Source organism: Vibrio sp. 11-4(1), assembly GCF_013048625.1.
GTDB lineage: Bacteria > Pseudomonadota > Gammaproteobacteria > Enterobacterales > Vibrionaceae > Vibrio > Vibrio diabolicus.
In genome coordinates, this window is record NZ_VHSY01000014.1 from 1 (window position 1) to 24,596 (window position 24,596).

Genomic DNA, 24,596 nt, shown 5'->3' on the forward strand with positions numbered 1-24,596 from the left:
CATGTGTTAGGCCTGCCGCCAGCGTTCAATCTGAGCCATGATCAAACTCTTCAATTTAAGATTTTGTTCGGCTCAATGAATACTGAACATTACATAAAGTAATGTTTGAATTGACTGTGCTGAATCCTAAGACTCAATGGTCACTTCGTATCATTGAAACCTAATTTGATACCGAGGTATCTAATTGGATTATCATCAACGAGTGCCCACACAGATTGATAGGTCTATATTGTTAAAGAGCTTTCCTGTTGAGCTTTGCTCAAAACAGGACGGCCATTTTAGCGAGTTAAAGTTTAGTGTCAATCACTTTTTTCAAACTTTCTTCAAGCGTTTCCACTTGGCTAATTTGGCTTGCTAACTTGGCTTTCGTTTCTTTCGAAGCGTTGCCGTGTCAGCGAGGTGGCATTATAGAGATTGCGATCACATTGGCAAGCCCTTTTTCTCGTTTTTTTTGATTTTTTTATCTTTCGGATAAATTTGCATCAAAAGCGGTCAAAAGAGCACGTTATTTCTACAGTTCTCTGAATTTATCTGCGAAAAGAGCCACTTTTCCCCAATTGGTGTATTCCACTTCTTTGGTCGTATCGGTTTCTCCACCTGTCATCGACATAATGAACCTAATCATAGTTCTGTCGAACCAGCTGTAACGTGGGTAATAAAGTGCACCAGCAAAAACACCGATTAGCGTTGGTTTCCAAGGCGACTTAATTAGAAACTTGCGAATGTAAGCACTACCTTCAGGTGTATCCTTTCCTTGGTCCTCTTTACGAGCGGTTAGGTTTACGCAGAAAAATGCCACTTTATTTTGCTCCAATTGATTGAGATTTCGCTCAATAAACTGGTATAGCTTTTTATTAAGATGACCATAACGAATAGAGGCACCTATCAACACTCTGTCGTATTGACTGAAGTCAATCGTCTCGACATTATGTAAATCCACCAGCTCACACTCGAAGTCTGGAAGTTGTTCATCTATATAGTGGAGAATTTTTTTAGTCTGCCCTTCGCGGGAAGAGTATAGAAATAATGCTTTTGCCACGATTTCCCCTTAGCTACGCCAAAACGTCGGCGTAAGTAGAATAAGTAAGGTAAAGATTTCCAAACGACCAAACAGCATAGAAACTATCAATACCCATTTTGCTTTGTCGTTAACATCACCAAAGTGAAGCGCCACTTCTCCCAAACCAGGACCGAGGTTGTTCAGAGTCGCAGCCACCGCAGAGAACGCACTGAGCTCATCCATTCCTGTTGCAATCAACCCCAACATACAAACCACAAATACCAATGCGTATGCGGAGAAGAAGCCCCAAACCGCATCGACAACACGTTGCGGTAGGGCACTGCCACCTACTTTGATGGTGTAAACCGCGCGCGGATGGACTAAACGTTTTAGTTCACGCGCACCTTGTAAGGTAAGAAGCAGGATACGAATCACTTTCATGCCGCCGCCTGTTGAACCAGCACAACCACCGATAAAAGAGGAGAACAATAGCAGTACAGGTAAGAAGAGCGGCCAGTCCGCAAAACCCGTCGTCGTAAAGCCCGCTGTTGTCGAAATTGACACGGTTTGGAACAGAGCCTGATCGAAAGCATCGTATGTCGATGTGTAAGAGTGATGTTTCAGTAATAATAGAAAGCAAATGACAAATAGCAGCACTTGAATAAGCAAGAAGGCGCGAAACTCAGGATCTTTCCAGTAATACTTGGGATGCACACCACCCGATGCAAATGCAGCAAAGTGCAGTGTGTAGTTACATGCAGATATAAGCAGAAAAACCACGGTAATTAGGTTAATCGCGTAACTATCAAAGTATCCGATGCTGGCATCGTGGGTAGAGAAGCCACCAATGGCAATGGTGGAAAAGCTGTGACTGATGGCGTCAAATGGCGTCATACCAGCTAACCAAAAAGCCGATGCACAGGCGATAGTCAGGCTCAAATAGATGTACCAAAGCGCCTTAGCAGTTTCTGCTATGCGCGGCGTCACTTTAGTGTCCTTGACTGGACCTGGGATCTCGGCGCGGTAAAGCTGCATACCACCAATGCCAAGTACTGGCAAAATCGCCACCGCTAATACGATGATTCCCATACCGCCGAACCACTGCAGTAACTGTCGATAGAATAGAATCGCTTTAGGTAACTCATCCAAACCAACAATAACGGTCGCCCCGGTCGTAGTGAGAGCAGAAAACGATTCAAAAAACGCATCTGTGACTGAGACGTTCGGGTTGTCAGCAATGAGAAAGGGGATCGAGCCTGCACTGCCAAGTACTGTCCAGAATAAGACGACAATAAGAAAGCCATCTCGAGCTTTAAGCTCGTGCTTATACCTGCGGTTTGGGTACCAACAAACGGCCCCACAAAACAGCAGAACAAAAAATGTCGTGACAAAAGGCACACCTGCACCATCTCGATAGATCAGCGCAACGAGTGCTGGCGCAAGCATAGTGACACTAAAGAGTGCGAGCAGTAGCCCGACGATTCGAATAATTGAACGAAATTGCATGGATAAATTGACTAGCGAAGCTGTCCCTGTTGCATCCTGTTTTTCATTATTGTCCGTCTAGCGGAGTGACAATTGCCTTTGCCCCGCTTTTATTGATGATTGCTTGGGTAAACGCGCTCACTTCTCGAAGCTCAATTTCCACCACTAATACCACCTGATCGCTGTATTCAGCCTCGACTTCTATCGCACCAAATTGCGGCATGATTGACTGTGCGATCGGCATAAACCCATAGTCTAACGTTAGTCTGAGCTTTGTGGTTATTTTTTTCTCAATAGTTTGAAGCAGCTTGAGCGCTTGTTGTACCCCACCCCCATACGCTTTAACCAAGCCGCCTGTACCTAACTTGATTCCACCAGAGTATCGCGTGACCACTGCCGTGATCTCCCCCACACCAGATCCAGACAGCTGCGCCAGGATCGGTTTGCCTGCAGTTCCGGATGGCTCCCCATCATCACTAAAGCCCCATTTCATTGAATCTTCCGGGCGGCCAGCAACAAAGCCCCAACAGTTATGTCTGGCATCAGCGTGTTTAGCTTTGATTTGATCAACAAATGCTTTTGCTGCTTCGATACTTGGCGTGTGTGCCAAATAAGTAATGAAGACGCTCTTTTTAATTTCTTCTTCAAATTGAGCGGGCTCTGCTGGAATCAGATAAGGCTTGTCATTCATAGGATTATGGATTCAGGTCTATTTGTCTGAAGTCTATCACGAGTGTGATTTACCCGTCGCATAAGATCTGCCACAGCGCACAATGTTAAACACTTGTTTAAAAAATGTATTGAAATTAGACAATCCACGATCCAAACTAACTTTACTGGTCAAACCAGAACAAAAATAAAACGACTTCCTCGATACCTATTTGCCGAGGTACACGGCGTCGTTGAAATAGGTATACAGACAATCCACGATTGTATGTCATGGAGATAGACAATGATTTACCAAGCCGAAACCCTACAGGTAAAGGAAATACAAGATGGTATTGCAGAGCTAAGCTTCTGCTCTCCAAAATCCGTCAACAAACTCGACCTAGCGACATTGGAATCGCTAGATAAAGCTCTTGATGCGCTCATTGCCCATCAAGGCCTCAAGGGGTTGTTGCTCACCTCAGATAAAGACGCATTCATTGTAGGCGCAGACATTACCGAGTTTTTAGGTCTGTTTGCTAAAACGGATGCCGAGCTCGACCAATGGCTGCAATTTGCTAACAGCATCTTTAACAAATTAGAAGACTTACCCGTTCCGACCATCTCGGTGATCAAAGGTCACGCTCTTGGTGGCGGTTGTGAATGTGTGCTAGCAACAGACATGCGTATTGGTGACATAACCACCAGCATCGGCCTACCAGAAACGAAACTGGGAATCATGCCGGGCTTTGGTGGTTGTGTGCGTTTACCTCGCGTTATTGGCGCAGACAGCGCAATGGAAATCATCACCCAAGGCAAAGCATGCCGAGCTGATGAAGCATTGAAAATTGGCTTACTCGATGCTGTTGTAGAGACTGATGCTTTATACGAATCAGCACTACAAACTCTTAACTCTGCAATTAACGAGAAACTTGACTGGCAAGCACGCCGAGCACAGAAAACATCTCCGCTAACGCTGAGTAAGCTTGAATCAATGATGAGCTTCACCATGGCGAAGGGTCTGGTGGCACAAAAAGCAGGTCCTCATTACCCTGCCCCAATGACAGCCGTTATCACGATTGAAGAAGGTGCTCGCTTTGCACGTAATGAAGCGTTAGACATTGAACGTAAGCACTTCGTGAAATTGGCTAAATCGGAAGAAGCAAAATCACTGGTTGGCCTATTCCTTAACGATCAATACATCAAAGGCATTGCGAAAAAAGCAGCGAAGTCAGCAAGTAAAGACACGCAACGTGCAGCCGTATTAGGTGCAGGTATCATGGGTGGCGGCATTGCTTACCAATCAGCGCTAAAAGGTGTGCCTGTCTTAATGAAAGACATCGCACAAGCGTCGCTCGACCTAGGCATGACTGAAGCATCTAAGCTGCTGAATAAACGCTTATCTCGCGGTCGCATTGATGGCTTTAAGATGGCGGGTATTTTAGCGTCAATCACACCGAGCCTACATTACGCAGGTATTGAGAACTCTGATGTGATTGTTGAAGCTGTCGTTGAAAATCCGAAAGTAAAAGCGGCGGTTTTGAGTGAAGTCGAATCCCATGTCGGTGACGACACCGTTATCACCTCAAACACCTCGACTATTCCTATCAACCTATTGGCAAAATCACTAAAACGCCCAGAAAACTTCTGTGGTATGCACTTCTTCAACCCAGTGCATCGTATGCCTCTTGTTGAGATCATCCGTGGTGAGCACACCTCTGATGAAACCATCAATCGTGTTGTGGCGTATGCTGCGAAAATGGGCAAATCACCAATTGTCGTTAATGACTGCCCAGGGTTCTTCGTTAACCGCGTATTGTTCCCATACTTTGGCGGCTTCAGCATGCTACTTCGTGATGGTGCTGACTTTACGAAAATCGACAAAGTCATGGAGCGTAAGTTTGGCTGGCCGATGGGACCGGCGTACTTGCTTGACGTAGTCGGCATTGATACCGCGCACCACGCACAAGCTGTGATGGCAGAGGGTTTCCCTGAGCGTATGGGTAAACAAGGTCGTGATGCGATTGATGCACTATTCGAAGCAGACAAATATGGTCAGAAGAATGGTAATGGCTTCTACAGCTACACCATAGATAAAAAAGGTAAGCCGAAGAAAACCTTCTCTGAAGAGATCTTGCCGGTGCTCGCTGACGTTTGTGCCGATAAGCAGGACTTTGACGATGAGACCATCATTCAACGTATGATGATTCCAATGATCAACGAAGTTGTGCTGTGCCTTCAAGAAGGCATCATCGCTACTCCGCAGGAAGCAGACATGGCATTGGTTTATGGTCTTGGTTTCCCTCCATTCCGCGGTGGCGTATTCCGCTATCTAGACAGCGTGGGTATTGCTGAATACGTTGAAATGGCAAAACAACACGCCGAGCTAGGTGCGATGTACCAAGTACCGAAAATGCTGATTGATATGGCGGCGAAAGGTGAAAGCTTTTACGGTGCACAACAGCAAGGTTCTATCTAAGGAGGGATTCTAAAATGACTAATCAAACAAGAAATGTTGTCGTAGTCGATTGTCTACGTACTCCAATGGGTCGCTCTAAAGGTGGTGCTTTCCGTCATACACGAGCAGAAGATCTATCTGCGCGCCTAATGAAAGGCATTCTTGCGCGTAACCCACAAGTGAACCCAAGCGAGATTGAAGACATCTACTGGGGCTGTGTACAGCAAACACTAGAGCAAGGCTTTAACGTTGCACGTAATGCGGCGCTGCTTGCTGGTCTGCCGATTGAAATTGGCGCCGTGACGGTTAACCGCTTGTGTGGTTCATCAATGCAAGCGCTTCACGACGGTACACGTGCCATCATGACTGGCGATGCTGAAATCTGCCTAATTGGTGGCGTTGAGCACATGGGGCATGTGCCGATGAACCACGGTGTAGACTTTCACCCTGGTATGTCAAAGAACGTAGCAAAAGCTGCGGGCATGATGGGCTTAACGGCTGAAATGCTTGGTAAATTACATAGCATTAGCCGTGAGCAACAAGACGAGTTTGCCGCGCGCTCTCACGCTCGTGCGCACGCAGCAACCGTAGAGGGTCGCTTTAAAAACGAAATCCTACCAATTGAAGGCCATGCGGCTGACGGTACACTGTTTACTCTCGACTATGATGAAGTGATTCGTCCAGAGACAACAGTTGAAGGTCTATCTCAACTTCGCCCAGTGTTCGACCCTGCAAACGGTACAGTAACAGCCGGTACTTCATCGGCGCTGTCCGATGGTGCATCAGCGATGTTGATCATGAGCGAAGAGAAAGCCAACGAGCTTGGCTTGAAGATTCGTGCACGTATTAAAGGCATGGCCATTGCGGGCTGCGATCCTTCTATTATGGGTTACGGTCCGGTACCTGCGACGAAAAAAGCGCTCAAGCGTGCCGGTCTTTCAATTGAAGACATGGATGTGGTTGAGCTAAACGAAGCATTTGCAGCGCAGTCTCTACCGTGTGCTAAAGACCTAGGTCTGCTTGATGTTATGGATGAGAAGGTCAACCTTAACGGTGGTGCGATAGCATTGGGTCATCCACTAGGCTGTTCTGGTTCCCGCATCTCAACAACGTTGATCAACCTAATGGAAGCGAAAGATGCGAAATACGGTCTAGCCACCATGTGTATCGGTTTGGGTCAGGGTATAGCGACCGTATTTGAGAGGCCTTAACGCTTGGAGTGAAGTAGGCTCAAAACGACGATGGTCGTAGTGATCTACTCAACAACCAGAATGAAATGAATAAATACTAAAATAATTTAGTATTACACTTAAGGGCGACATCAGATGTCGCCCTTTGTTTTACGCCAAACACAGTAAATATGCATAAAAAGCATACATTAAATGAGTAACTTTCATTTTATTCATAGATAGAGAAGACATAGACTTATAGACAGTTAATATCTTGCTGTATGTGGCAACTGAGTCACGCTAACGCAATTTCGGAGAACCTTATGTTTAATGCTCTAGTTCTAAACCAAGAAGACAAACGCACTATCGCTAGTATCGAGCAAATCGATGAAACACAACTGCCGGAAGGCGACGTTCTGGTTGAAGTCGATTACTCATCGTTGAATTACAAAGATGGTTTGGCGATCACAGGTAAAGGTAAAATCATCCGTAACTTCCCGATGGTACCTGGCATTGATCTAGCGGGTACGGTTGTAAGTTCTGAAGATTCGCGTTACCAAGCTGGTGACAAAGTGGTCTTAACTGGCTGGGGCGTGGGTGAAAACCATTGGGGTGGCATGGCTCAACGTGCTCGTCTAAAAGCGGATTGGCTAGTGCCACTACCAAAAGGTCTAGACAGCAAAAAAGCAATGATGGTTGGTACTGCTGGCTTCACTGGTATGCTATGTGTTCAAGCACTGCTTGATGCAGGCATCAAACCTGAAGCTGGTGAAATCCTAGTAACGGGCGCAAGTGGCGGCGTAGGCTCGGTAGCAGTAACGCTCCTAGCGCAGCTTGGCTACAAAGTTGCAGCAGTGACAGGACGTGTAGAGAAAAACGGTCCGCTACTTGAAAAACTAGGTGCTAGCCGCATCATTGACCGTACTGAATTTGAAGAACCAGCACGTCCACTTGAAAAGCAAGTATGGGCAGGTGCGGTAGATACCGTCGGCAGCAAAGTACTAGCAAAAGTATTGGCGCAAATGGATTACAACAGTGCAGTCGCCGCTTGTGGTCTTGCAGGTGGTTTTGATCTACCAACTACAGTGATGCCGTTCATCCTACGTAACGTTCGTCTACAAGGTGTGGACTCAGTAATGTGTCCAACAGAGAAACGCATCGCAGCATGGGAAAAACTGGTTGAACTACTACCAGACAGCTATTTCGAGCAAGCGTGTACTGAAGTAGAACTAGCAGAAGCACCAAAATACGCAGAAGACATCACCAACGGTCAAGTAACAGGTCGTGTGGTTATCAAGCTATAAACACTGACTCAGCGTAAACAGACGAAGAGCCGGCATTGCTGGCTCTTTTTGTTAGCAGTTTAGTCCCATATCTTCGATACGCTTAGCTATTAGACGGCTACATTCTTCACGCACAATCGTTCTTAACCATTCTTGAGCAGGGGAATGCTCGCAACGCGCATGCCAAATCATCGAGTATTCAAATGGAGTAAATTGGAATGGTAATGGTTTCACCACCAAGTCATAACGCTCGGCAACCAGATACGCCAAGTCCGCTGGCACTGTGATGATAATTGGCAAGGTATCCATGATCGCCAATGCGGCTTCTAAATGATAAGCCCGCAGAACCATTTTACGCTTAGGTTTCTCCATCAAAGCTTGTTCGATCAGTGCCTTAACACCATCACTGATGGCGATCATGGCATGTGGATGACTCAGATAATCATCCAAGCTCATTTCTTTATCCGCTAATGGATGCTGTTTTGAAAGCATACACAGCACCCCCACTCGCCCCAACACTTCACTGCGTAGCGGCTCCACCGGACCTGTCGGGCGACAAATCGCTAAGTCTGCACCTTCATAAGTGAGCTGATCTGATAAACGGTCGTGTTGCAGTGGTAAGAAGTTAAAAGACACGTTTGGCGCTTCTTGGTAAATTCTCGGCAAAGCGAACGGTAAGATCGTTTGCATGGCATAGTCGGTGGTCACGATGTTGAAAGTCTGTACGCATTGCAATGGGTCAAACTCAACCGGAGATAACAACTGACGTAAAGACTCTAATGGCTCGCCTAATGAGCGATCGATCTCTAACGCTTTCTGAGTTGGGATTAAATGCTGCCCCTGACGAGTAAACAGCGGGTCTCCCAATAAGTCACGCAGACGACCAAGCACACGACTCATTGCCGATTGACTCAAATTCAGACGTGTTGCCGCCTTACTGACACTATTTTCTTCTATCAGTACTCGCAACGCAACCAGTAAATTTAAATCTCGGCGATAGATGTCTTCCAGTTCCACGAATTAGCCACTTATTTTGTATGTGTTTGGGTAAATTGTACTCTTCAGGCAAAAAAAATCCCGCCTTTCAGCGGGGAAGCCCAAGAAAAATGGGGATAGTGTCGGAATGAAGTGTCGGTAAAAATAGGTGAGCGTTATTAAAGTATTCTGATCGAAGCAAAAAGCGCTAATTTTCTTGCTCAGATGCACCTGACCATTTGCGCATCTCGATCCAAATCCCAATAATAGTGGCAACCATGCCTACAAGAGGCATCAAAGAGGTGTCAGCTGGCGTTCTGAGTACCAAAGCACAAAACGAGATAAAACAAAGTACGGAGTAAATCGTAAGTCTGTCTAACGCTGTTAACATTGCCTCTCCCTTGCCAGTTGTTACCAAATTGTTAATTTAAGGTAAAACAAAAAATTCCGTTTGCCAAGTGGTTATTGAATATTTTTTCAACGAACGTAGAATTCACCGCTAAGTTAGTTACGAGAATCACACTATGAGCTTTAATCCTGAACTGGCAACAAAGACATTAGAGGCGGAAGGACTGCGCTGCCCAGAGCCAGTGATGATGGTCAGGAAGACAATTCGCAACATGCAAGATGGTGAGATTTTGCTGGTCAAAGCAGATGACCCATCCACGACTCGAGACATTCCGAGTTTCTGCCGTTTTATGGATCACCAATTAATTGCGGCACAAACGGAGCAAGTTCCGTATCAGTACCTGATCAAGAAAGGATTGGAATAATCTGGTCGAATTAAAAACGGCAGCCGATTGGCTGCCGTTTGTTTATTCATCGTATTCGAGTGTGCGAACTTCTGATTGGAGCTTGTTGAGTTGTTTTTTCATTGCCCGCATCTCTTCATGCATAGGAATGATGTGGGCTACACGAATCCACGCCTCTACTGTTAATCCAGTAAGAACGAACGATCCTGCCACAATCGGCAACCACATATCAGTCAGTACCATCGCTAACAAGCACAGCGCCAAACCAAAGGTGAATAAATAACTCTGACTCTTTGGGGTCATCCCCATGTAACGTGTAAGCATAAACTTGCCCTCTCGCTATCATTCACACCATTAAACTACCATGACAAGTATGACACTAATATGTCATCCGTCACGCTACGGAGCGATTTTAAGTCAGAGTTTGAGCTACGCCACTAATTCGCTAGTTATTGATTATTTGCACCATTTTAACGATTGTTCGCGGATAACATTTTCCATTTTCAGGCTGCGTTATCCGCCTAAAAACATTAAAAGAAGGCCGCACCAATCGCCAACAACACGAACAAAATAGCGGTGACTTTACGAATCAACCCCAGGGGCATCTTGTCTGCTGAAAGCTTACCAATTAACACCACAGGCACATTAGCCAACAACATACCAATGGTCGTGCCAAGTATGACCCAACTCAGCGCATCCGCGTATTGCGCCCCTAAGATGGAAGTGGCGATCTGAGTTTTATCGCCAATCTCAGCCACAAAGAAAGCAATAAAGGTGGCAATGAAAGGACCTCGGTTTGAAATCTGTTCGTCATCATCCAACTTATCAGGAATCAACACCCAAGCCGCCATCGCGACAAAACTGACCACCAGCACCCACTTTAAAATATCAGGTGATAAATAGTCAGCGACAACCACACCTAACCATGCAGCTAAAGCGTGGTTGGCAATGGTTGCCAAAAAGATTGCTGCAATAATTGGTATTGGTTTGCGGTAACGACTTGCGAGTAATAGAGATAGCAATTGGGTCTTATCGCCAATTTCTGCTAACGCTACAGTAGTAATTGAAATAGCTAAAACGCTCACGACATGCTCATTGGGGCAGGGATTATTATTTTTAACCGAAGACAAACCTCACGCCCCTACCCCGGTTCGTGATGATTTGTCTAAGGTCTTGCTAAACTTGAAAGGCTTCAAGTCTCGAACGCCATGGTGATTTTGCACCAATTATGTTGACGGACGAACCAGATGAAACAGAAACTTCATCAGGTAAGCTACTCCCCAAAGACAGGCGCAATTCTAGCCACCTTTGTTGCGCTTCTCAAGAGCCAAAGCAGGCAAAAACTCCCTTTTAAGAAAAATACAGCAGATAACGCGGTAAAAATTCATTAAAGGAGAAAATCGCCCACGAATTAATCAAGATTAGCTCTACTCCCATGCTCAATATCTGGTTATACTAGATTGTTAATTTATTCAACCGTAATTACTCTTTATCGCCGTTGTTAGAGTTGAAAAACTCGGCATAGATGACGAATTAACGAGTAACAAGAGAATCGCGCGAACCTGACTTATGCAAAAATACGATATCAAAACCTTCCAGGGAATGATCCTCGCGCTGCAGGATTATTGGGCTCAAAATGGTTGTACCATTGTTCAACCGCTAGATATGGAAGTGGGTGCGGGTACCTCTCACCCAATGACCTGTCTACGAGCGCTTGGCCCAGAGCCAATGTCGACAGCTTACGTACAACCTTCACGTCGTCCTACTGATGGCCGTTACGGTGAAAACCCTAACCGTCTTCAGCACTACTACCAATTCCAAGTAGCGCTAAAACCATCGCCTGACAATATTCAAGAGTTGTACCTTGGCTCCCTTGAAGTTCTTGGTATTGACCCTCTTGTACACGACATCCGTTTCGTAGAAGACAACTGGGAAAACCCAACACTAGGCGCATGGGGTCTAGGCTGGGAAGTTTGGCTAAACGGTATGGAAGTAACTCAGTTTACGTACTTCCAACAAGTTGGCGGCCTTGAGTGTAAACCAGTCACTGGCGAAATCACTTACGGTATCGAGCGTCTAGCAATGTACATCCAAGAAGTAGACTCGGTTTACGACCTAGTTTGGAACATCGCACCAGACGGCAGCAAAGTGACTTACGGTGATATCTTCCACCAAAACGAAGTAGAGCAATCGACTTACAACTTCGAGCACGCAGACGTTGAATTCCTATTTGGTTTCTTCGAGCAGTGTGAGAAAGAGTGTAAAGAGTTGCTTGAGCTTGAAAAGCCACTGCCATTACCTGCTTACGAGCGTATCCTAAAAGCAGGTCACGCATTCAACCTACTAGACGCGCGTAAAGCGATCTCAGTAACTGAGCGTCAGCGTTACATCCTGCGCATTCGCGATCTGACTAAGTCAGTAGCAGAAGCATACTACGCATCGCGTGAAGCTCTTGGCTTCCCAATGTGTAAGAAAGAACAAGCGTAAGGGGTAGAGAACATGGCAAAAGAATTTCTAATCGAGCTAGGTACAGAAGAGCTACCACCAACGCAACTTCGTACGCTAGCTGAAGCATTCGCAGCAAACTTCGAAGCAGAACTAAAAGGCGCTGAGCTAGCTCACGAAGGCGTAAAATGGTTTGCGGCTCCTCGTCGTCTTGCACTTAAAGTCGCGGCACTAGCAGAAAGCCAATCAGACAAAATCGTTGAAAAACGTGGCCCTGCGGTTTCTGCAGCGTTTGACGCGGAAGGCAACCCAACCAAAGCGGCTCAAGGCTGGGCACGCGGTTGTGGTATTTCTGTTGACCAAGCAGAGCGCATGGTTACAGATAAAGGCGAATGGCTACTGTTCAAACAAGAAGTGAAAGGTCAGCCAACGTCTGAGATCGTTGTTGAACTTGCAGCGAAAGCACTAGCAAACCTACCTATCGCAAAACCAATGCGCTGGGGTAACAAAACGACTCAATTTATCCGCCCAGTGAAAACGCTAACCATGCTGATGGGCAGCGACCTAATCGAAGGCGAGATCCTTGGTGTCGCTTCTGACCGCACTATCCGTGGTCACCGCTTCATGGGTGAACAAGAGTTCACTATCGATTCTGCTGAGCAATACCCTGCAATCCTAGAAGAGCGCGGTAAAGTTATGGCAGATTACGAAGCACGTAAAGCCATCATCCTAGCTGACGCACAAAAAGCGGCAGCAGAAGTTGGCGGTATCGCTGATCTAGAAGATGACCTAGTAGAAGAAGTCACGTCTCTGGTTGAATGGCCAGTAGTACTTACAGCGAAGTTCGAAGAAGAGTTCCTAAAAGTGCCTTCTGAAGCGTTGGTTTACACCATGAAAGGTGACCAGAAGTACTTCCCTGTTTATGACGAAAACAAGAAGCTACTACCTAACTTCATCTTCGTATCGAACATCGAATCAAAAGAACCTCGTTACGTAATCGAAGGTAACGAGAAAGTGGTTCGTCCTCGTCTTGCTGACGCAGAGTTCTTCTTCAACACAGACCGTAAGCGTCCGCTTATCGACCGTCTGCCTGAACTAGAGCAAGCGATCTTCCAAAAGCAACTGGGTACGATCAAAGACAAAACAGACCGCATCACAGAACTTGCTGGCTACATTGCAGAGCAAATCGGTGCTGACGTTGAGAAATCAAAGCGTGCTGGTCTACTAGCAAAATGTGACCTAATGACCTCAATGGTATTCGAATTCACGGATACTCAAGGTGTTATGGGTATGCACTACGCTCGCCACGACGGTGAAGCAGAAGAAGTTGCAGTCGCACTGAATGAGCAATACATGCCTCGTTTCGCAGGTGATGAACTGCCATCAAACGGCGTTTCAACAGCAGTTGCAATGGCAGACAAACTAGACACTATCGTAGGTATCTTCGGTATTGGTCAAGCGCCTAAAGGCAGTGACCCATTCGCACTACGCCGCGCATCTCTAGGTGTACTGCGTATCATCGTTGAATACGGCTACAACCTAGATCTTGTTGACCTAGTTGCGAAAGCGAAGTCACTGTTCGGCGACCGCCTAACCAACGACAACGTTGAACAAGACGTTATCGAGTTCATGCTTGGTCGTTTCCGTGCTTGGTACCAAGACGAAGGCTTCAGCGTAGACATCATTCAAGCGGTACTGGCTCGTCGCCCGACGAAACCAGCAGACTTTGACCAACGTGTTAAAGCGGTTTCTCACTTCCGTGAACTGGAAGCGGCAGAGTCTCTAGCAGCAGCGAACAAACGTGTTGGTAACATCCTAGCGAAATTCGACGGCGAACTTGCAGAAGAAATTGACCTAGCATTGCTACAAGAAGACGCAGAGAAAGCACTAGCAGAAAGCGTTGAAGTCATGACTGAAGCACTAGAGCCTGCATTTGCGACCGGTAACTACCAAGAAGCCCTAAGCAAGCTAGCAGATCTACGTGAGCCAGTAGATGCATTCTTCGATAACGTAATGGTAATGGCAGACGACGAAGCACTTAAGAAGAACCGTCTGACATTGCTGAACAACCTGCGTAACCTGTTCTTACAGGTCGCAGATATCTCTGTCCTTCAAAAGTAATTCATTACTGATTCAGAAGTGATTAAGAGATAAGTAAAGGGAAGCGTCGGCTTCCCTTTTTTGTTGTCTTTAAACGGAGATAATCGGTTCTTATTATTCATTTTGTGAACAAGGCAAAAATTTGTAGGGTGAGACACGTTTAACTTGTTGGTGCAGAGCTCGGATTGTAGAGGCTCAGTTTTGCTATAACTGGACTGTTTATTCGGGGGAAGGACACAATGAAAAAAACAATTCTCGCACTCTCTATTGGACTATTGAGCGCTTGCAGCCAGATTCCAGAAAATGCTATCGTACTGAGCGTCGGAGACGATACAGCCGTCTTCGAAGCAAACTCTAACGGCTTACTTGTCGCCGAGCAAAAACTCGAAAAAGGCAGCTATACCTTTACCATTGCCGACAGCAACCAAACCTGCGGCAGCAGCTTTGCTCTAGCAGAAGAAGATCGCATCAAATTCAATCGTCCATTAAAAATGGATAATTGCGCCACAGATGCCCAAATGCCGCTGCGCATCTTCAAAGCCAACACCTATCAGTTTACGCTCAACCCAACTACTAACGAGCTAACTGTTAGGCTCAAACCCAAAGAGAACCAATACATCACCTACTCTTGCCCTGTCGCAACTGAGGCGCCAAAAACCATCAACGTTGCTCAAACCTTTAATGATGGCACTGTCGTTCGCGATGCCTTAACCGGACAAGAAACTATAGTTACAAATGGCAGCGTAACCATGCAGCCGGGCCCTATGAGCCAAGGTCTGTTGTTACTAGAAGAGGTTGAGCAACAAGCAGAAAAACCTTTCAGCTGGGATAACGCGACGGTGTACTTCGTCATGACTGACCGCTTCTATAACGGCAACCCAGACAACGACAACAGCTACGGTCGCAGCAAAGACGGGAAATACGAGATTGGCACCTTCCATGGTGGTGACTTAGCGGGTCTGACGAAAAAACTCGATTACGTCGAATCACTTGGTGTCAATGCTATCTGGATAACCTCACCACTGGAACAAATCCATGGCTGGGTTGGCGGCGGCGATAAAGGCGACTTTAAACACTACGGCTACCACGGCTACTACCATCAAGATTGGACCAAGCTTGATGCCAACATGGGTACCGAAGATGAACTCAGAACCTTCGTCGATACCGCGCATAAGAAAGGCATCCGCGTGATTTGGGATGTGGTCATGAACCACACTGGCTACGCAACATTAGCAGACATGCAGGAATTCGGATTTGGTCAGCTTTACCTTGATGACCAAGAAGCCAAAGAAGTCCTTGGTGAAAAATGGACCGACTGGCAGCCAAAATCAGGACAAAGCTGGCACAGCTTCAACGACTACATCAAATACGGTGATAGCGAAGCGTGGGATAAATGGTGGGGCAAAGATTGGATTCGTACCGACATCGGCGAGTACGATGCGCCGGGATACAACGACATCACCATGTCTTTAAACTACCTACCGGATCTCAAAACCGAATCTACTCAGAAAACCGGCTTACCGAACTTCTTCCGCAATAAAGACACTAATGCGCAAGATAAGCTGAAAACCCCACGTGAGCGTCTGATTACCTGGTTATCCGACTGGGTACGCGACTACGGCATTGATGGTTTCCGCGTCGACACTGCTAAGCACGTTGAAATGGAAGCGTGGGCAGAGTTGAAAGCCAGCACCACCCAAGCGCTTGCCCAGTGGAAGCAAAACAACCCAGACAAAGCCTTGGATGATTTACCTTTCTGGATGACAGGTGAAGTGTGGGCACACAGCGTGGTGAAGAGCCCGTATTTCGATAACGGCTTCGATTCCATCATCAACTTCGAGTTCCAATCTGATGTGGCACCAAAAGCGCTGAAATGCTTCGCTCAACTCGATAGCGATTATCGCCGCTACGCAGAACGTATTAACTCCGATCCTGAGTTCAACGTGTTGAGCTACCTATCTTCACACGATACACAGCTGTTTTGGTCGGCACGCAGCCGCAGCTTCGATGACCAAGCACGTGCCGCAAATGCACTGATGTTGGCTCCGGGTGCAGTGCAAATCTACTACGGCGATGAGATTGCTCGTGACTTTGGCGTGACTGGCTCCGATCCTACTCAAGGTACTCGCTCTGATATGCCATGGGATAAGATTCATGGCGAACGTGAAGACTTGCTGCAACATTGGCAAAAACTCGGCGAGTTCCGTCAACGCCACCCAGCGGTTGCGCAAGGCAAACACATCACTCGCAATCAAGAAGGGTATTACGCGTTCGAGCGCCAATACCACGACGACAAAGTGCTGATCGTCTACACTGGCGAATAGCCGATTCACTCCACCAGCAAGGGAAGCATTTCGCTTCCCTTTTTTATTCACTGCTCATATCCCCATCATCTGGTCTGATGACAAACTTTTTTCTTCTTCGAGTAAATTCACACTTTGCGTCGTAATAACATTAGGGTAAGGTCAAGTATTACTCTATAAGCTGATGTTTCATCAGCATTCAATACACATAAGCAATCACAATGAATTAGGTATCAGTCAGCATGCAGTTCTCAAAGTTTGGTGAAAAATTTAATCAGTATTCAGGTATTACGCAGTTAATGGACGATTTGAATGATGGTCTGCGCACACCAGGTGCCATCATGCTCGGTGGAGGTAACCCAGCCGCCATTCCTGCCATGCTCGATTACTTTCACCAAGCCAGTGAGGAAATGCTCGCCAGTGGCGAACTCGTCGCCGCCCTAGCCAACTACGATGGGCCACAGGGTAAAGACGCGTTCGTGAAAGCGCTGGCTCAGTTATTCCGTGATACTTACGGTTGGGACATTTCAGAGAAGAACATCAGCCTAACTAACGGCAGCCAAAGTGGCTTCTTCTACTTGTTCAACTTACTCGCAGGTAAACAGCCAGACGGTTCGCATAAGAAGGTGCTACTGCCTATCGCGCCTGAGTACATCGGCTATGGTGATGCTGGCATTGATGAAGATATTTTTGTCTCTTACCACCCAGAAATCGAGCTGTTAGATAACGGATTGTTTAAATACCACGTCGATTTTGAACAGCTAACCGTCGACGATTCTGTTGCGGCAATCTGCGCATCTCGCCCAACCAACCCAACGGGTAACGTACTGACAGACGAAGAAGTGCGTAAACTGGACAAACTCGCACGTGAAAACAACATCCCACTGATCATCGATAACGCCTACGGCTTGCCGTTCCCGAACATCATCTTTGAAGATGTCGAACCATTCTGGAATGAAAACACCATCTTGTGCATGAGCCTATCCAAACTTGGCTTGCCTGGCGTGCGTTGCGGGATTGTGATTGCGAGTGAAGAAATCACTCAAGCGTTAACCAATATGAACGGCATCATCAGCCTAGCACCAGGCAGTGTGGGTCCAGCGCTGGCAAACCACATCATCGCTAAAGGCGACCTGCTTAAACTGAGTTCAGAGGTGATTAAGCCGTTTTACAAGCAGAAGTCGCAACGTGCGGTTGAACTGCTACAACAGGCGATTACCGATGAGCGCTTCCGTATCCACAAACCTGAAGGGGCGATCTTCTTGTGGTTATGGTTTGATGAGTTGCCAATTACGACAATGGAGTTGTACCAACGCTTGAAAGCGCGTGGTGTATTGATTGTTCCGGGTGAGTACTTCTTTATTGGCCAGAAAGACGAATGGGACCACGCTCATCAGTGCTTACGCATGAACTACGTTCAAGGCGATGAGATGATGCAGAACGGTATCGCGATTATCGCGGAAGAAGTCGAAAAGGCTTACCAACAAGGTCAGTAAAGCAAACTCCCACATCAAAGACACAAATTAAAAAGAGCGCCAACTGGCGCTCTTTCTCACTCTATAAGGCAAATAACTTGCTGATTAGTTGCTTTCTAGCAGGTTGTTGCCACCGATAGCAATTTTACGTGGTTGCATTGCTTCTGGGATTTCACGAACCAAATCAATATGTAATAAGCCGTTTTCCATTGATGCGCCAGTCACTTTTACATAATCCGCTAGCTGGAATTTACGTTCAAAGTCGCGCTCAGCAATGCCTTGGTACACGTAATTTTTGCCTTCTTCTGCTTTGCGTTCGCCCTTCACAATCAACATGTTTTCGTTTTGAGTCAGATCGAGTTGGTCTTCAGAGAAGCCAGCAACTGCCATAGTAATACGGTAGTTATGCTCATCTTTTTGCTCAATGTTGTACGGAGGGTAACCGCCAGAAGTATTTTTCGCTGTATTCGCTTCCATCAGGTTTAGCAGACGATCAAAGCCAATTGCATTACGGTATAGTGGTGAGAAATCTACGTTACGCATAAATCTATCCTCTTAATTAAGCAATAGTCTTAGCTCAGATGACCTTCATCTCACAGGCGTGTTTATGCAAAAACCAACGCCGAGCTAAGAGATTCTTATCATTCCGCAGGCCATCATTTAGCTCGGAGACATGATAGGAAATCTAAAGGTTTAAGTTGTGTGCTAAAACGCCATATCCTCTTTTGAGCGATCTCGTTTTAGCGATTCCAGAGGGCTGTCTTCTAGTCTCTAGCAAGCCAGTCATCCTCTTCACAACTAGATATAAGGTCGTCAAAAATGACTTTCAAGGGAAAAAATAAAAAATTTTAAGTGCGCTCGCTATTTCCCCAGAAAGGTCAGTTTACCCTCGCTTTGCAATCGGTATTAAAAAGCCCACCTTTCTGGTGGGCTCAATCTGCACTCTACTTGCGGGAGGATTTACGAGCTTTTACAACGCTCTTTTCTGCCGCTTTTTCCTGTTTTAACTTACGCTTTTCTTTCAGACTCAACTGTGGTTGTTTCTTGTCTTTCTTACTCATGACTTCACCTCTATTTATTGACACAACAGACAGCCACACAGCATTTTCTGCGCTGGTGGCTGCGATTGATGAACAATTTCAGTAATCACAAAGCAGCGTCGCTGATTAAAAATTTCTATTTCGAACGCATCATTTTTAGCTCGCCCTAATAAACGGGATCCCAAATAAGAATCGACCGCGAGCATACCTGTCATCGGTTGGCTCTTGTGCGAGTTGACTAACGTCATGCGATATTGATAAGCACGCTCAACATCCACTAAGCGAACCGTGTCCCCAACCGCAATACGAGCTCGGTTACGGCAATGGGCCTGTTGCTCGCAGGTTTCAAATAGCGATAACAACCTTAGTGGTGATTGATAGGTTAAAAAGCGACTGGTTAACCACCAAGTTCGCAGCGCCAAACAGTACGCCGAGAACCAGCGTTCAAACATGATTATTTCCTTCTTAATGCCTTGTCTTACAAATAAATTCAGTGCATTGAACCGGAAGTGCATCACCTCCGGCTTAGTTCAGGAAAGTCATAACCATTTTCTCAACCTCCTTATTCATCAGCTCTTCAGCACTATAGCGAGCAGAAAAAAGAATGCAAAAGTGCCCAAGCGAACAAAATGGCGAGAAAAAAAGAAAACAGAAATAAAATGGCAAGCTTGATCAGGTTATTGGCAGTTAGCACCAGAAAAACCAAAGTCTTGGCAGAAAGTGGCGATTTTCATTGGTGGTTAAAACAAAAAAGCAGCGATTTCTCGCTGCTTTTTTCTATTAAGACAAGTTGTCGTTACACGTCTAAGTTCGCTACTTTCAGCGCGTTTTCTTCGATGAAGTTACGACGAGGTTCTACTTGATCACCCATTAGTGTTGTGAACAATTGGTCTGCGCCTACCGCATCCTCAATCGTTACTTGCATCATGCGACGCGTTTCTGGGTCCATAGTCGTTTCCCACAGCTGATCTGGGTTCATCTCACCTAGACCTTTGTAACGCTGACGGCTCAGACCACGCATTGACTCTTTAACCAACCAATCAAGTGCTTCTGCAAAGCTTGCTACTGGCATCGTACGCTCACCACGTTTGATGTACGCGCCTTCTTCCAGAAGCCCATCCAGTGCTTCTGATAGATCAGCCAATTTGCCGTACTCTTTCGAGTTTAGGAAATCGATGCTAATTGCATGTTCGTGCGTCACACCGTGAGTACGAACCACGATCTTAGGCAAGTTTAAGCCTAGTTCTTCGTGCTGTTCAACTTCGTAGCTGTATTGGCTAGCGCCCACTTCTTTCGCATTCAGCTGCTCAATAAGCTGCTTCGTCCACGCTTCAACAACTGATGCGTCATGGCATTGCTCAGGCGTTAGACGAGGTGTGTAAATCAGCTCGTTTACCAAAGCACTTGGGTAACGACGGCTCATACGTTCCGCCAGTTTAATACCCGCATTGTACTGTTGAACAAGCTTCTCTAGTGCTTCACCTGCCAATGCTGGTGCTTCTGCGTTTACGTGTAGCGATGCATTATCCAGAGCCAATGATACTTGGTATTGGTTCATCGCTTCTTCGTCTTTGATGTACTGCTCTTGTTTGCCTTTTTTCACTTTGTAAAGTGGTGGCTGAGCGATGTACACGTAACCACGCTCGATAAGCTCTGGCATTTGACGGTAGAAGAAGGTCAATAGTAGCGTACGGATGTGCGAACCATCGACATCGGCATCGGTCATGATGATGATGTTGTGGTAACGCAGCTTGTCCGGGTTGTACTCGTCACGACCGATACCACAACCAAGTGCAGTGATCAGAGTGGCCACTTCTTGCGAAGACAGCATCTTGTCGAAACGTGCTTTTTCTACGTTAAGAATCTTACCTTTTAGCGGTAGGATTGCTTGGTTCTTACGGTTACGGCCTTGTTTTGCGGAGCCGCCTGCCGAATCACCCTCCACTATGTATAGTTCAGAGAGTGCCGGATCTTTTTCCTGACAGTCTGCAAGTTTACCTGGAAGGCCAGCTAGGTCTAGTGCACCTTTACGGCGCGTCATTTCACGAGCTTTACGTGCTGCTTCACGCGCACGTGCTGCATCGATGATTTTCGAACAAACCATCTTCGCTTCTGTCGGGTTCTCAATCAGGAACTCAGACAGTTTTTCACCCATTGCAGACTCAACAGCTGATTTCACTTCAGAAGAAACCAGTTTGTCTTTTGTTTGGCTTGAGAACTTAGGATCAGGCACTTTCACCGAAACAACCGCAGTTAGACCTTCACGCGCATCGTCGCCTGAAGTCGCTGTTTTTGCTTTCTTAGAGAAACCTTCTTTATCCATAAAGCTGTTCAATGTACGTGTTAACGCAGCACGGAAACCAGCAAGGTGAGTACCACCATCACGCTGTGGGATATTGTTGGTAAAACAGAAGATGTTCTCTTGGAAACCATCGTTCCATTGCATCGCCACTTCAACTGAAATGCCGTCTTCACGCTCTGAGTTAAAGTGGAAGATTTTTTCGATGATTGGCGTTTTGTTGGTGTTTAGGTGATCAACGAACGCTTGAATACCACCTTCATACATGAAGTGATCGTGTTTGTCCGCTTCACGCTCATCAACCAATTTGATCGATACACCAGAGTTCAGGAATGACAGTTCACGCAGGCGTTTCGCCAGAATGTCATAGTGGAACTCAGTGTTAGAGAAGGTCTCGGCACTTGGCCAGAAACGAATTTGTGTACCGGTTTTATCCGTATCACCCACAACGGCTAGTGGCGCTTGAGGCTCACCATGGCGGTAGGTTTGCGTATGGATATGACCACCGCGATGAATCGTCAGCTCAACTTTCTCTGATAGTGCGTTTACTACTGAAACACCTACCCCGTGAAGACCACCCGATACTTTGTATGAGTTATCGTCGAACTTACCACCCGCGTGAAGTACCGTCATGATTACTTCTGCTGCAGAGACATTTTCCTCTGAGTGGATTTCTGTTGGAATGCCACGACCATCATCGCTAACGGAAACCGAGTTATCCTCATGAATTGTCACAACGATGTCTTTACAGTGACCTGCCAACGCTTCATCAATTGAGTTATCCACCACCTCGAAAACCATGTGGTGAAGGCCGGTGCCGTCGTCCGTATCGCCGATGTACATTCCTGGACGCTTACGTACCGCATCCAGACCCTTCAGTACCTTAATACTCGATGAATCGTAATTTTCAGACATGAGTTTCTCTCTTCTAGTTTGACTCTATCCTGCCATGTTCCACATGAAACAATTTACCGTTATCGTCCAACATATCGGCGATTTGGCTTTCAGTGATAGAGCTTACAAATACTTGTGCGCCCGTCTCTTTTAAGCAGTCAGCAAGACGCTTGCGACGTTGGCTATCTAATTCCGACGCGAAGTCATCAATTAGGTAAATGCATTGTTTACCGGTCATCTCTGTCAGGTGTTGCCCTTGCGCGACACGCAATGCACACACCATGAGTTTTAATTGACCGCGTGACAGAACATCTTCAACGGGCGTTCCGTTCACTTTAATGCGCAAATCAGCTTTGTTTGGGCCACTAAAGGTGTATCCCAATGCCTGATCACGCTCAAAATTCTTTTCTAGTATCTCGTGGTATGGGGTGTCTTTATCCCAGCCACGATAATACTTCAATTGGATCTCAAATTCTGGCAAAAATGTCTGACAGATAGTTTCGGCGACGGTTTTCATCTGCTCGATGTAACTTGCTCGCCATTGGCTGATGCTTTCAGCCAATCCTGCCATTTCCTGATCCCAATAACTGAGCTCACGATAACTATTGGCGGTTTTCAACAACGCGTTGCGCTGCTTGTTCAGGCGTTTGAACCTTCCCCATGCTTGATAAAAAGCGGGCTCGGTATGAAACACGCCCCAATCAATAAACGCACGACGATGTTTAGGGCCACCTGTCAGTAAATCAAACCCTTCTGGGTGTATCAACTGCAGAGGCAGAACTTGTGCCAACTGCGCTAATTTTTGTCCAGATTGACCGCCTATTTTAACCTCTGTTGAGCCATCACGCTGCTTATTAATGCCGATAGGTAGCTCAAATTGATCCGAGTTCAAAAAACGACCATGAACAAACAGTTCATCACACTCATTTTGTATCACTCGTCCGGTGAGAGAGCTCTTGAATGAGCGGCCATGCCCAAGCAGGTAAACCGCTTCTAAGACACTGGTTTTACCGCTGCCGTTCGGCCCGATAAGAAAGTTAAAGCCTGCTGATAACTCAATATCACAGGCTTTAATGTTTCGAAACTGCTGAATGATGAGACGAGAAAGAGGCATTCAGTTGGCTTATAGACGAATTGGCATCACCACGTACATGGCACTATCATCGTCGGCATTTTCAATCAATGCGCTAGCGTTAGCATCCGACATCGACACACGTACATTTTCACAACGCAACGTGTTTAGAACATCAAGCACATAGCTTACGTTAAAGCCGATTTCGATGGCGTCACCTTCAAAGGTCACATCAAGCATCTCTTCCGCTTCTTCTTGTTCTGGGTTATTCGCGGTTATGCGCATTTCAGTATCAGCTAGATTCACACGCACGCCACGGAATTTTTCGTTGGAAAGAATCGCAGCACGAGAAAAGGCTTGGCGCAACTCGTCACAACTTGCTATTAGGGTCTTATTGGTGCTCTGAGGCAATACGCGGCGGTAGTCAGGGAAACGACCATCAACCAACTTAGAGGTAAAAGTAAAGTTATTCACCTCAGCACGAACATTGGAGCTACCGATCTGAAGTACTACAGGTTGCTCTGGCGCGTCCATCAACTTCACTAATTCTTGCACACCTTTGCGTGGCACGATGATTTGCTTCTGCGCAAAATCCGCACCCAGCTGAGTTTGCGATACCGCCATACGGTGGCCGTCCGTCGCCACGCTGCGTAGCGTGGTACCGTCAATTTCAAACAACATGCCGTTGAGGTAGTAACGAACGTCTTGATTCGCCATCGAGAACTGAGTTTTGTCGATCAGCGTACGTAGATCGGCTTGGCTCAGTGATACTTCCACTTCACTTTGCCAATCTTCAATATTAGGGAAATCGTTCGCAGGAAGCGTTGCCAATGAGAAACGGCTGCGACCAGAGCGAACTTGTACGCGATCACCTTCTAATACAAATGTGATGATCGCATCGTCCGGTAAACCACGGCAGATATCGAGAAACTTACGCGAAGGAACGGTAATGCTGCCCGCTTCAAAATCACCTTCTAGCGTCACTTTGCTTACTAACTCTACTTCAAGATCGGTTGCCGTCATCGACAATACGTTCTCTTCTACTTTAAGAAGTAGGTTACCCAGGATTGGCAGAGTTGGTCGGCCACCTAAAGCGCCCGAAACCTGCTGTAGCGGTTTGATTAAATGACTACGTTCAATGGTAAATTTCATGCTTGGCTCTTTACGCTGTCAGCTCAATAAATGATTTGCTTAGAATACC

The 24,596-nt window shown here is 46.4% G+C and carries 20 protein-coding genes; 8 read left to right on the forward strand and 12 right to left on the reverse strand.

Going from position 1 to position 24,596, the window contains the following annotated elements:
- Positions 1-511: 511 nt before the first annotated feature.
- From hemG to FKN16_RS21120, 3 genes are read right to left on the reverse strand one after another with little or no spacing between them, the layout of a single operon-like run.
- Positions 512-1,039, reverse strand: coding sequence for a menaquinone-dependent protoporphyrinogen IX dehydrogenase (gene hemG / locus FKN16_RS21110; protein WP_170903483.1), 528 nt, complete (start codon positions 1,037-1,039; stop codon positions 512-514).
- A gap of 9 nt (positions 1,040-1,048) precedes the next feature.
- Positions 1,049-2,506 carry a TrkH family potassium uptake protein gene (locus FKN16_RS21115; protein ID WP_170903484.1) on the reverse strand — a complete coding sequence of 486 codons (1,458 nt, stop codon included), beginning with the start codon at positions 2,504-2,506 and terminating at the stop codon, positions 1,049-1,051.
- Between the two features lie 46 nt (positions 2,507-2,552).
- Positions 2,553-3,176, reverse strand: a complete 624-nt coding sequence (locus tag FKN16_RS21120) for a YigZ family protein (RefSeq protein ID WP_005378891.1) — start codon at positions 3,174-3,176, stop codon at positions 2,553-2,555.
- 261 nt (positions 3,177-3,437) lie between these two features.
- Here FKN16_RS21120 and fadB point away from each other — a divergent pair, with 261 nt between their 5' ends.
- From fadB to FKN16_RS21135, 3 genes are all read left to right on the forward strand, one after another.
- Positions 3,438-5,609 carry a fatty acid oxidation complex subunit alpha FadB gene (gene fadB, locus FKN16_RS21125; RefSeq protein ID WP_170903485.1) on the forward strand — a complete coding sequence of 724 codons (2,172 nt, stop codon included), beginning with the start codon at positions 3,438-3,440 and terminating at the stop codon, positions 5,607-5,609.
- A 14-nt stretch (positions 5,610-5,623) separates the two neighbouring features.
- Positions 5,624-6,799, forward strand: a complete 1,176-nt coding sequence (fadA, locus tag FKN16_RS21130) for an acetyl-CoA C-acyltransferase FadA (protein ID WP_170903486.1) — start codon at positions 5,624-5,626, stop codon at positions 6,797-6,799.
- Between the two features lie 281 nt (positions 6,800-7,080).
- Positions 7,081-8,061, forward strand: coding sequence for an MDR family oxidoreductase (locus FKN16_RS21135; protein ID WP_047010269.1), 981 nt, complete (start codon positions 7,081-7,083; stop codon positions 8,059-8,061).
- A 51-nt stretch (positions 8,062-8,112) separates the two neighbouring features.
- Here the strand turns inward: FKN16_RS21135 and FKN16_RS21140 are convergent, their stop codons facing one another.
- Positions 8,113-9,057, reverse strand: a complete 945-nt coding sequence (locus FKN16_RS21140; RefSeq protein WP_005378881.1) for a LysR substrate-binding domain-containing protein — start codon at positions 9,055-9,057, stop codon at positions 8,113-8,115.
- A 166-nt stretch (positions 9,058-9,223) separates the two neighbouring features.
- Complete coding sequence (locus tag FKN16_RS21145) at positions 9,224-9,406, reverse strand: hypothetical protein (protein ID WP_005394131.1); 183 nt, start codon at positions 9,404-9,406, stop codon at positions 9,224-9,226.
- 133 nt (positions 9,407-9,539) lie between these two features.
- Here FKN16_RS21145 and tusA point away from each other — a divergent pair, with 133 nt between their 5' ends.
- Positions 9,540-9,788 carry a sulfurtransferase TusA gene (tusA, locus tag FKN16_RS21150; protein ID WP_005394130.1) on the forward strand — a complete coding sequence of 83 codons (249 nt, stop codon included), beginning with the start codon at positions 9,540-9,542 and terminating at the stop codon, positions 9,786-9,788.
- Between the two features lie 42 nt (positions 9,789-9,830).
- On the opposite strand, the gene FKN16_RS21155 is transcribed toward tusA, so the two are convergent.
- Together FKN16_RS21155 and FKN16_RS21160 are read right to left on the reverse strand one after the other, a co-directional pair.
- Complete coding sequence (locus FKN16_RS21155) at positions 9,831-10,091, reverse strand: hypothetical protein (protein ID WP_031780377.1); 261 nt, start codon at positions 10,089-10,091, stop codon at positions 9,831-9,833.
- Positions 10,092-10,297: 206 nt separating this feature from the next.
- Positions 10,298-10,852, reverse strand: coding sequence for a TMEM165/GDT1 family protein (locus tag FKN16_RS21160; protein WP_170903487.1), 555 nt, complete (start codon positions 10,850-10,852; stop codon positions 10,298-10,300).
- Between the two features lie 484 nt (positions 10,853-11,336).
- Between FKN16_RS21160 and glyQ the strand changes: the two genes are divergently transcribed.
- From glyQ to FKN16_RS21185, 4 genes are all read left to right on the forward strand, one after another.
- Positions 11,337-12,254, forward strand: coding sequence for a glycine--tRNA ligase subunit alpha (gene glyQ / locus FKN16_RS21170; protein ID WP_048625586.1), 918 nt, complete (start codon positions 11,337-11,339; stop codon positions 12,252-12,254).
- 12 nt (positions 12,255-12,266) lie between these two features.
- A complete protein-coding gene (gene glyS, locus FKN16_RS21175) occupies positions 12,267-14,333 on the forward strand; it encodes a glycine--tRNA ligase subunit beta (protein WP_048625587.1) in 2,067 nt (688 codons plus the stop codon).
- Positions 14,334-14,551: 218 nt separating this feature from the next.
- A complete protein-coding gene (locus FKN16_RS21180) occupies positions 14,552-16,636 on the forward strand; it encodes an alpha-amylase (RefSeq protein WP_170903488.1) in 2,085 nt (694 codons plus the stop codon).
- 221 nt (positions 16,637-16,857) lie between these two features.
- Positions 16,858-18,111 carry a valine--pyruvate transaminase gene (locus tag FKN16_RS21185; RefSeq protein ID WP_170903489.1) on the forward strand — a complete coding sequence of 418 codons (1,254 nt, stop codon included), beginning with the start codon at positions 16,858-16,860 and terminating at the stop codon, positions 18,109-18,111.
- An 84-nt stretch (positions 18,112-18,195) separates the two neighbouring features.
- Here FKN16_RS21185 and FKN16_RS21190 read toward each other — a convergent pair whose 3' ends face one another.
- The 5 genes from FKN16_RS21190 to dnaN all read right to left on the reverse strand — a co-directional run bounded on the left by FKN16_RS21190 (position 18,196) and on the right by dnaN (position 24,547).
- The gene (locus FKN16_RS21190; RefSeq protein ID WP_005458680.1) at positions 18,196-18,633 is read right to left on the reverse strand and encodes an Hsp20 family protein; all 438 of its coding nucleotides are present in this window, start codon (positions 18,631-18,633) and stop codon (positions 18,196-18,198) included.
- Positions 18,634-19,165: 532 nt separating this feature from the next.
- Positions 19,166-19,582 (reverse strand): GreA/GreB family elongation factor, encoded by a 417-nt coding sequence (locus tag FKN16_RS21195; RefSeq protein ID WP_053807522.1) that lies wholly within the window; start codon positions 19,580-19,582, stop codon positions 19,166-19,168.
- Between the two features lie 344 nt (positions 19,583-19,926).
- Positions 19,927-22,344 carry a DNA topoisomerase (ATP-hydrolyzing) subunit B gene (gene gyrB / locus FKN16_RS21200; RefSeq protein ID WP_005394109.1) on the reverse strand — a complete coding sequence of 806 codons (2,418 nt, stop codon included), beginning with the start codon at positions 22,342-22,344 and terminating at the stop codon, positions 19,927-19,929.
- A gap of 13 nt (positions 22,345-22,357) precedes the next feature.
- The gene (gene recF / locus FKN16_RS21205; RefSeq protein ID WP_170903490.1) at positions 22,358-23,437 is read right to left on the reverse strand and encodes a DNA replication/repair protein RecF; all 1,080 of its coding nucleotides are present in this window, start codon (positions 23,435-23,437) and stop codon (positions 22,358-22,360) included.
- A 9-nt stretch (positions 23,438-23,446) separates the two neighbouring features.
- Entirely contained in the window at positions 23,447-24,547 is a 1,101-nt protein-coding gene (gene dnaN, locus FKN16_RS21210) for a DNA polymerase III subunit beta (protein WP_005394106.1), read from the reverse strand.
- Positions 24,548-24,596: the final 49 nt, after the last annotated feature.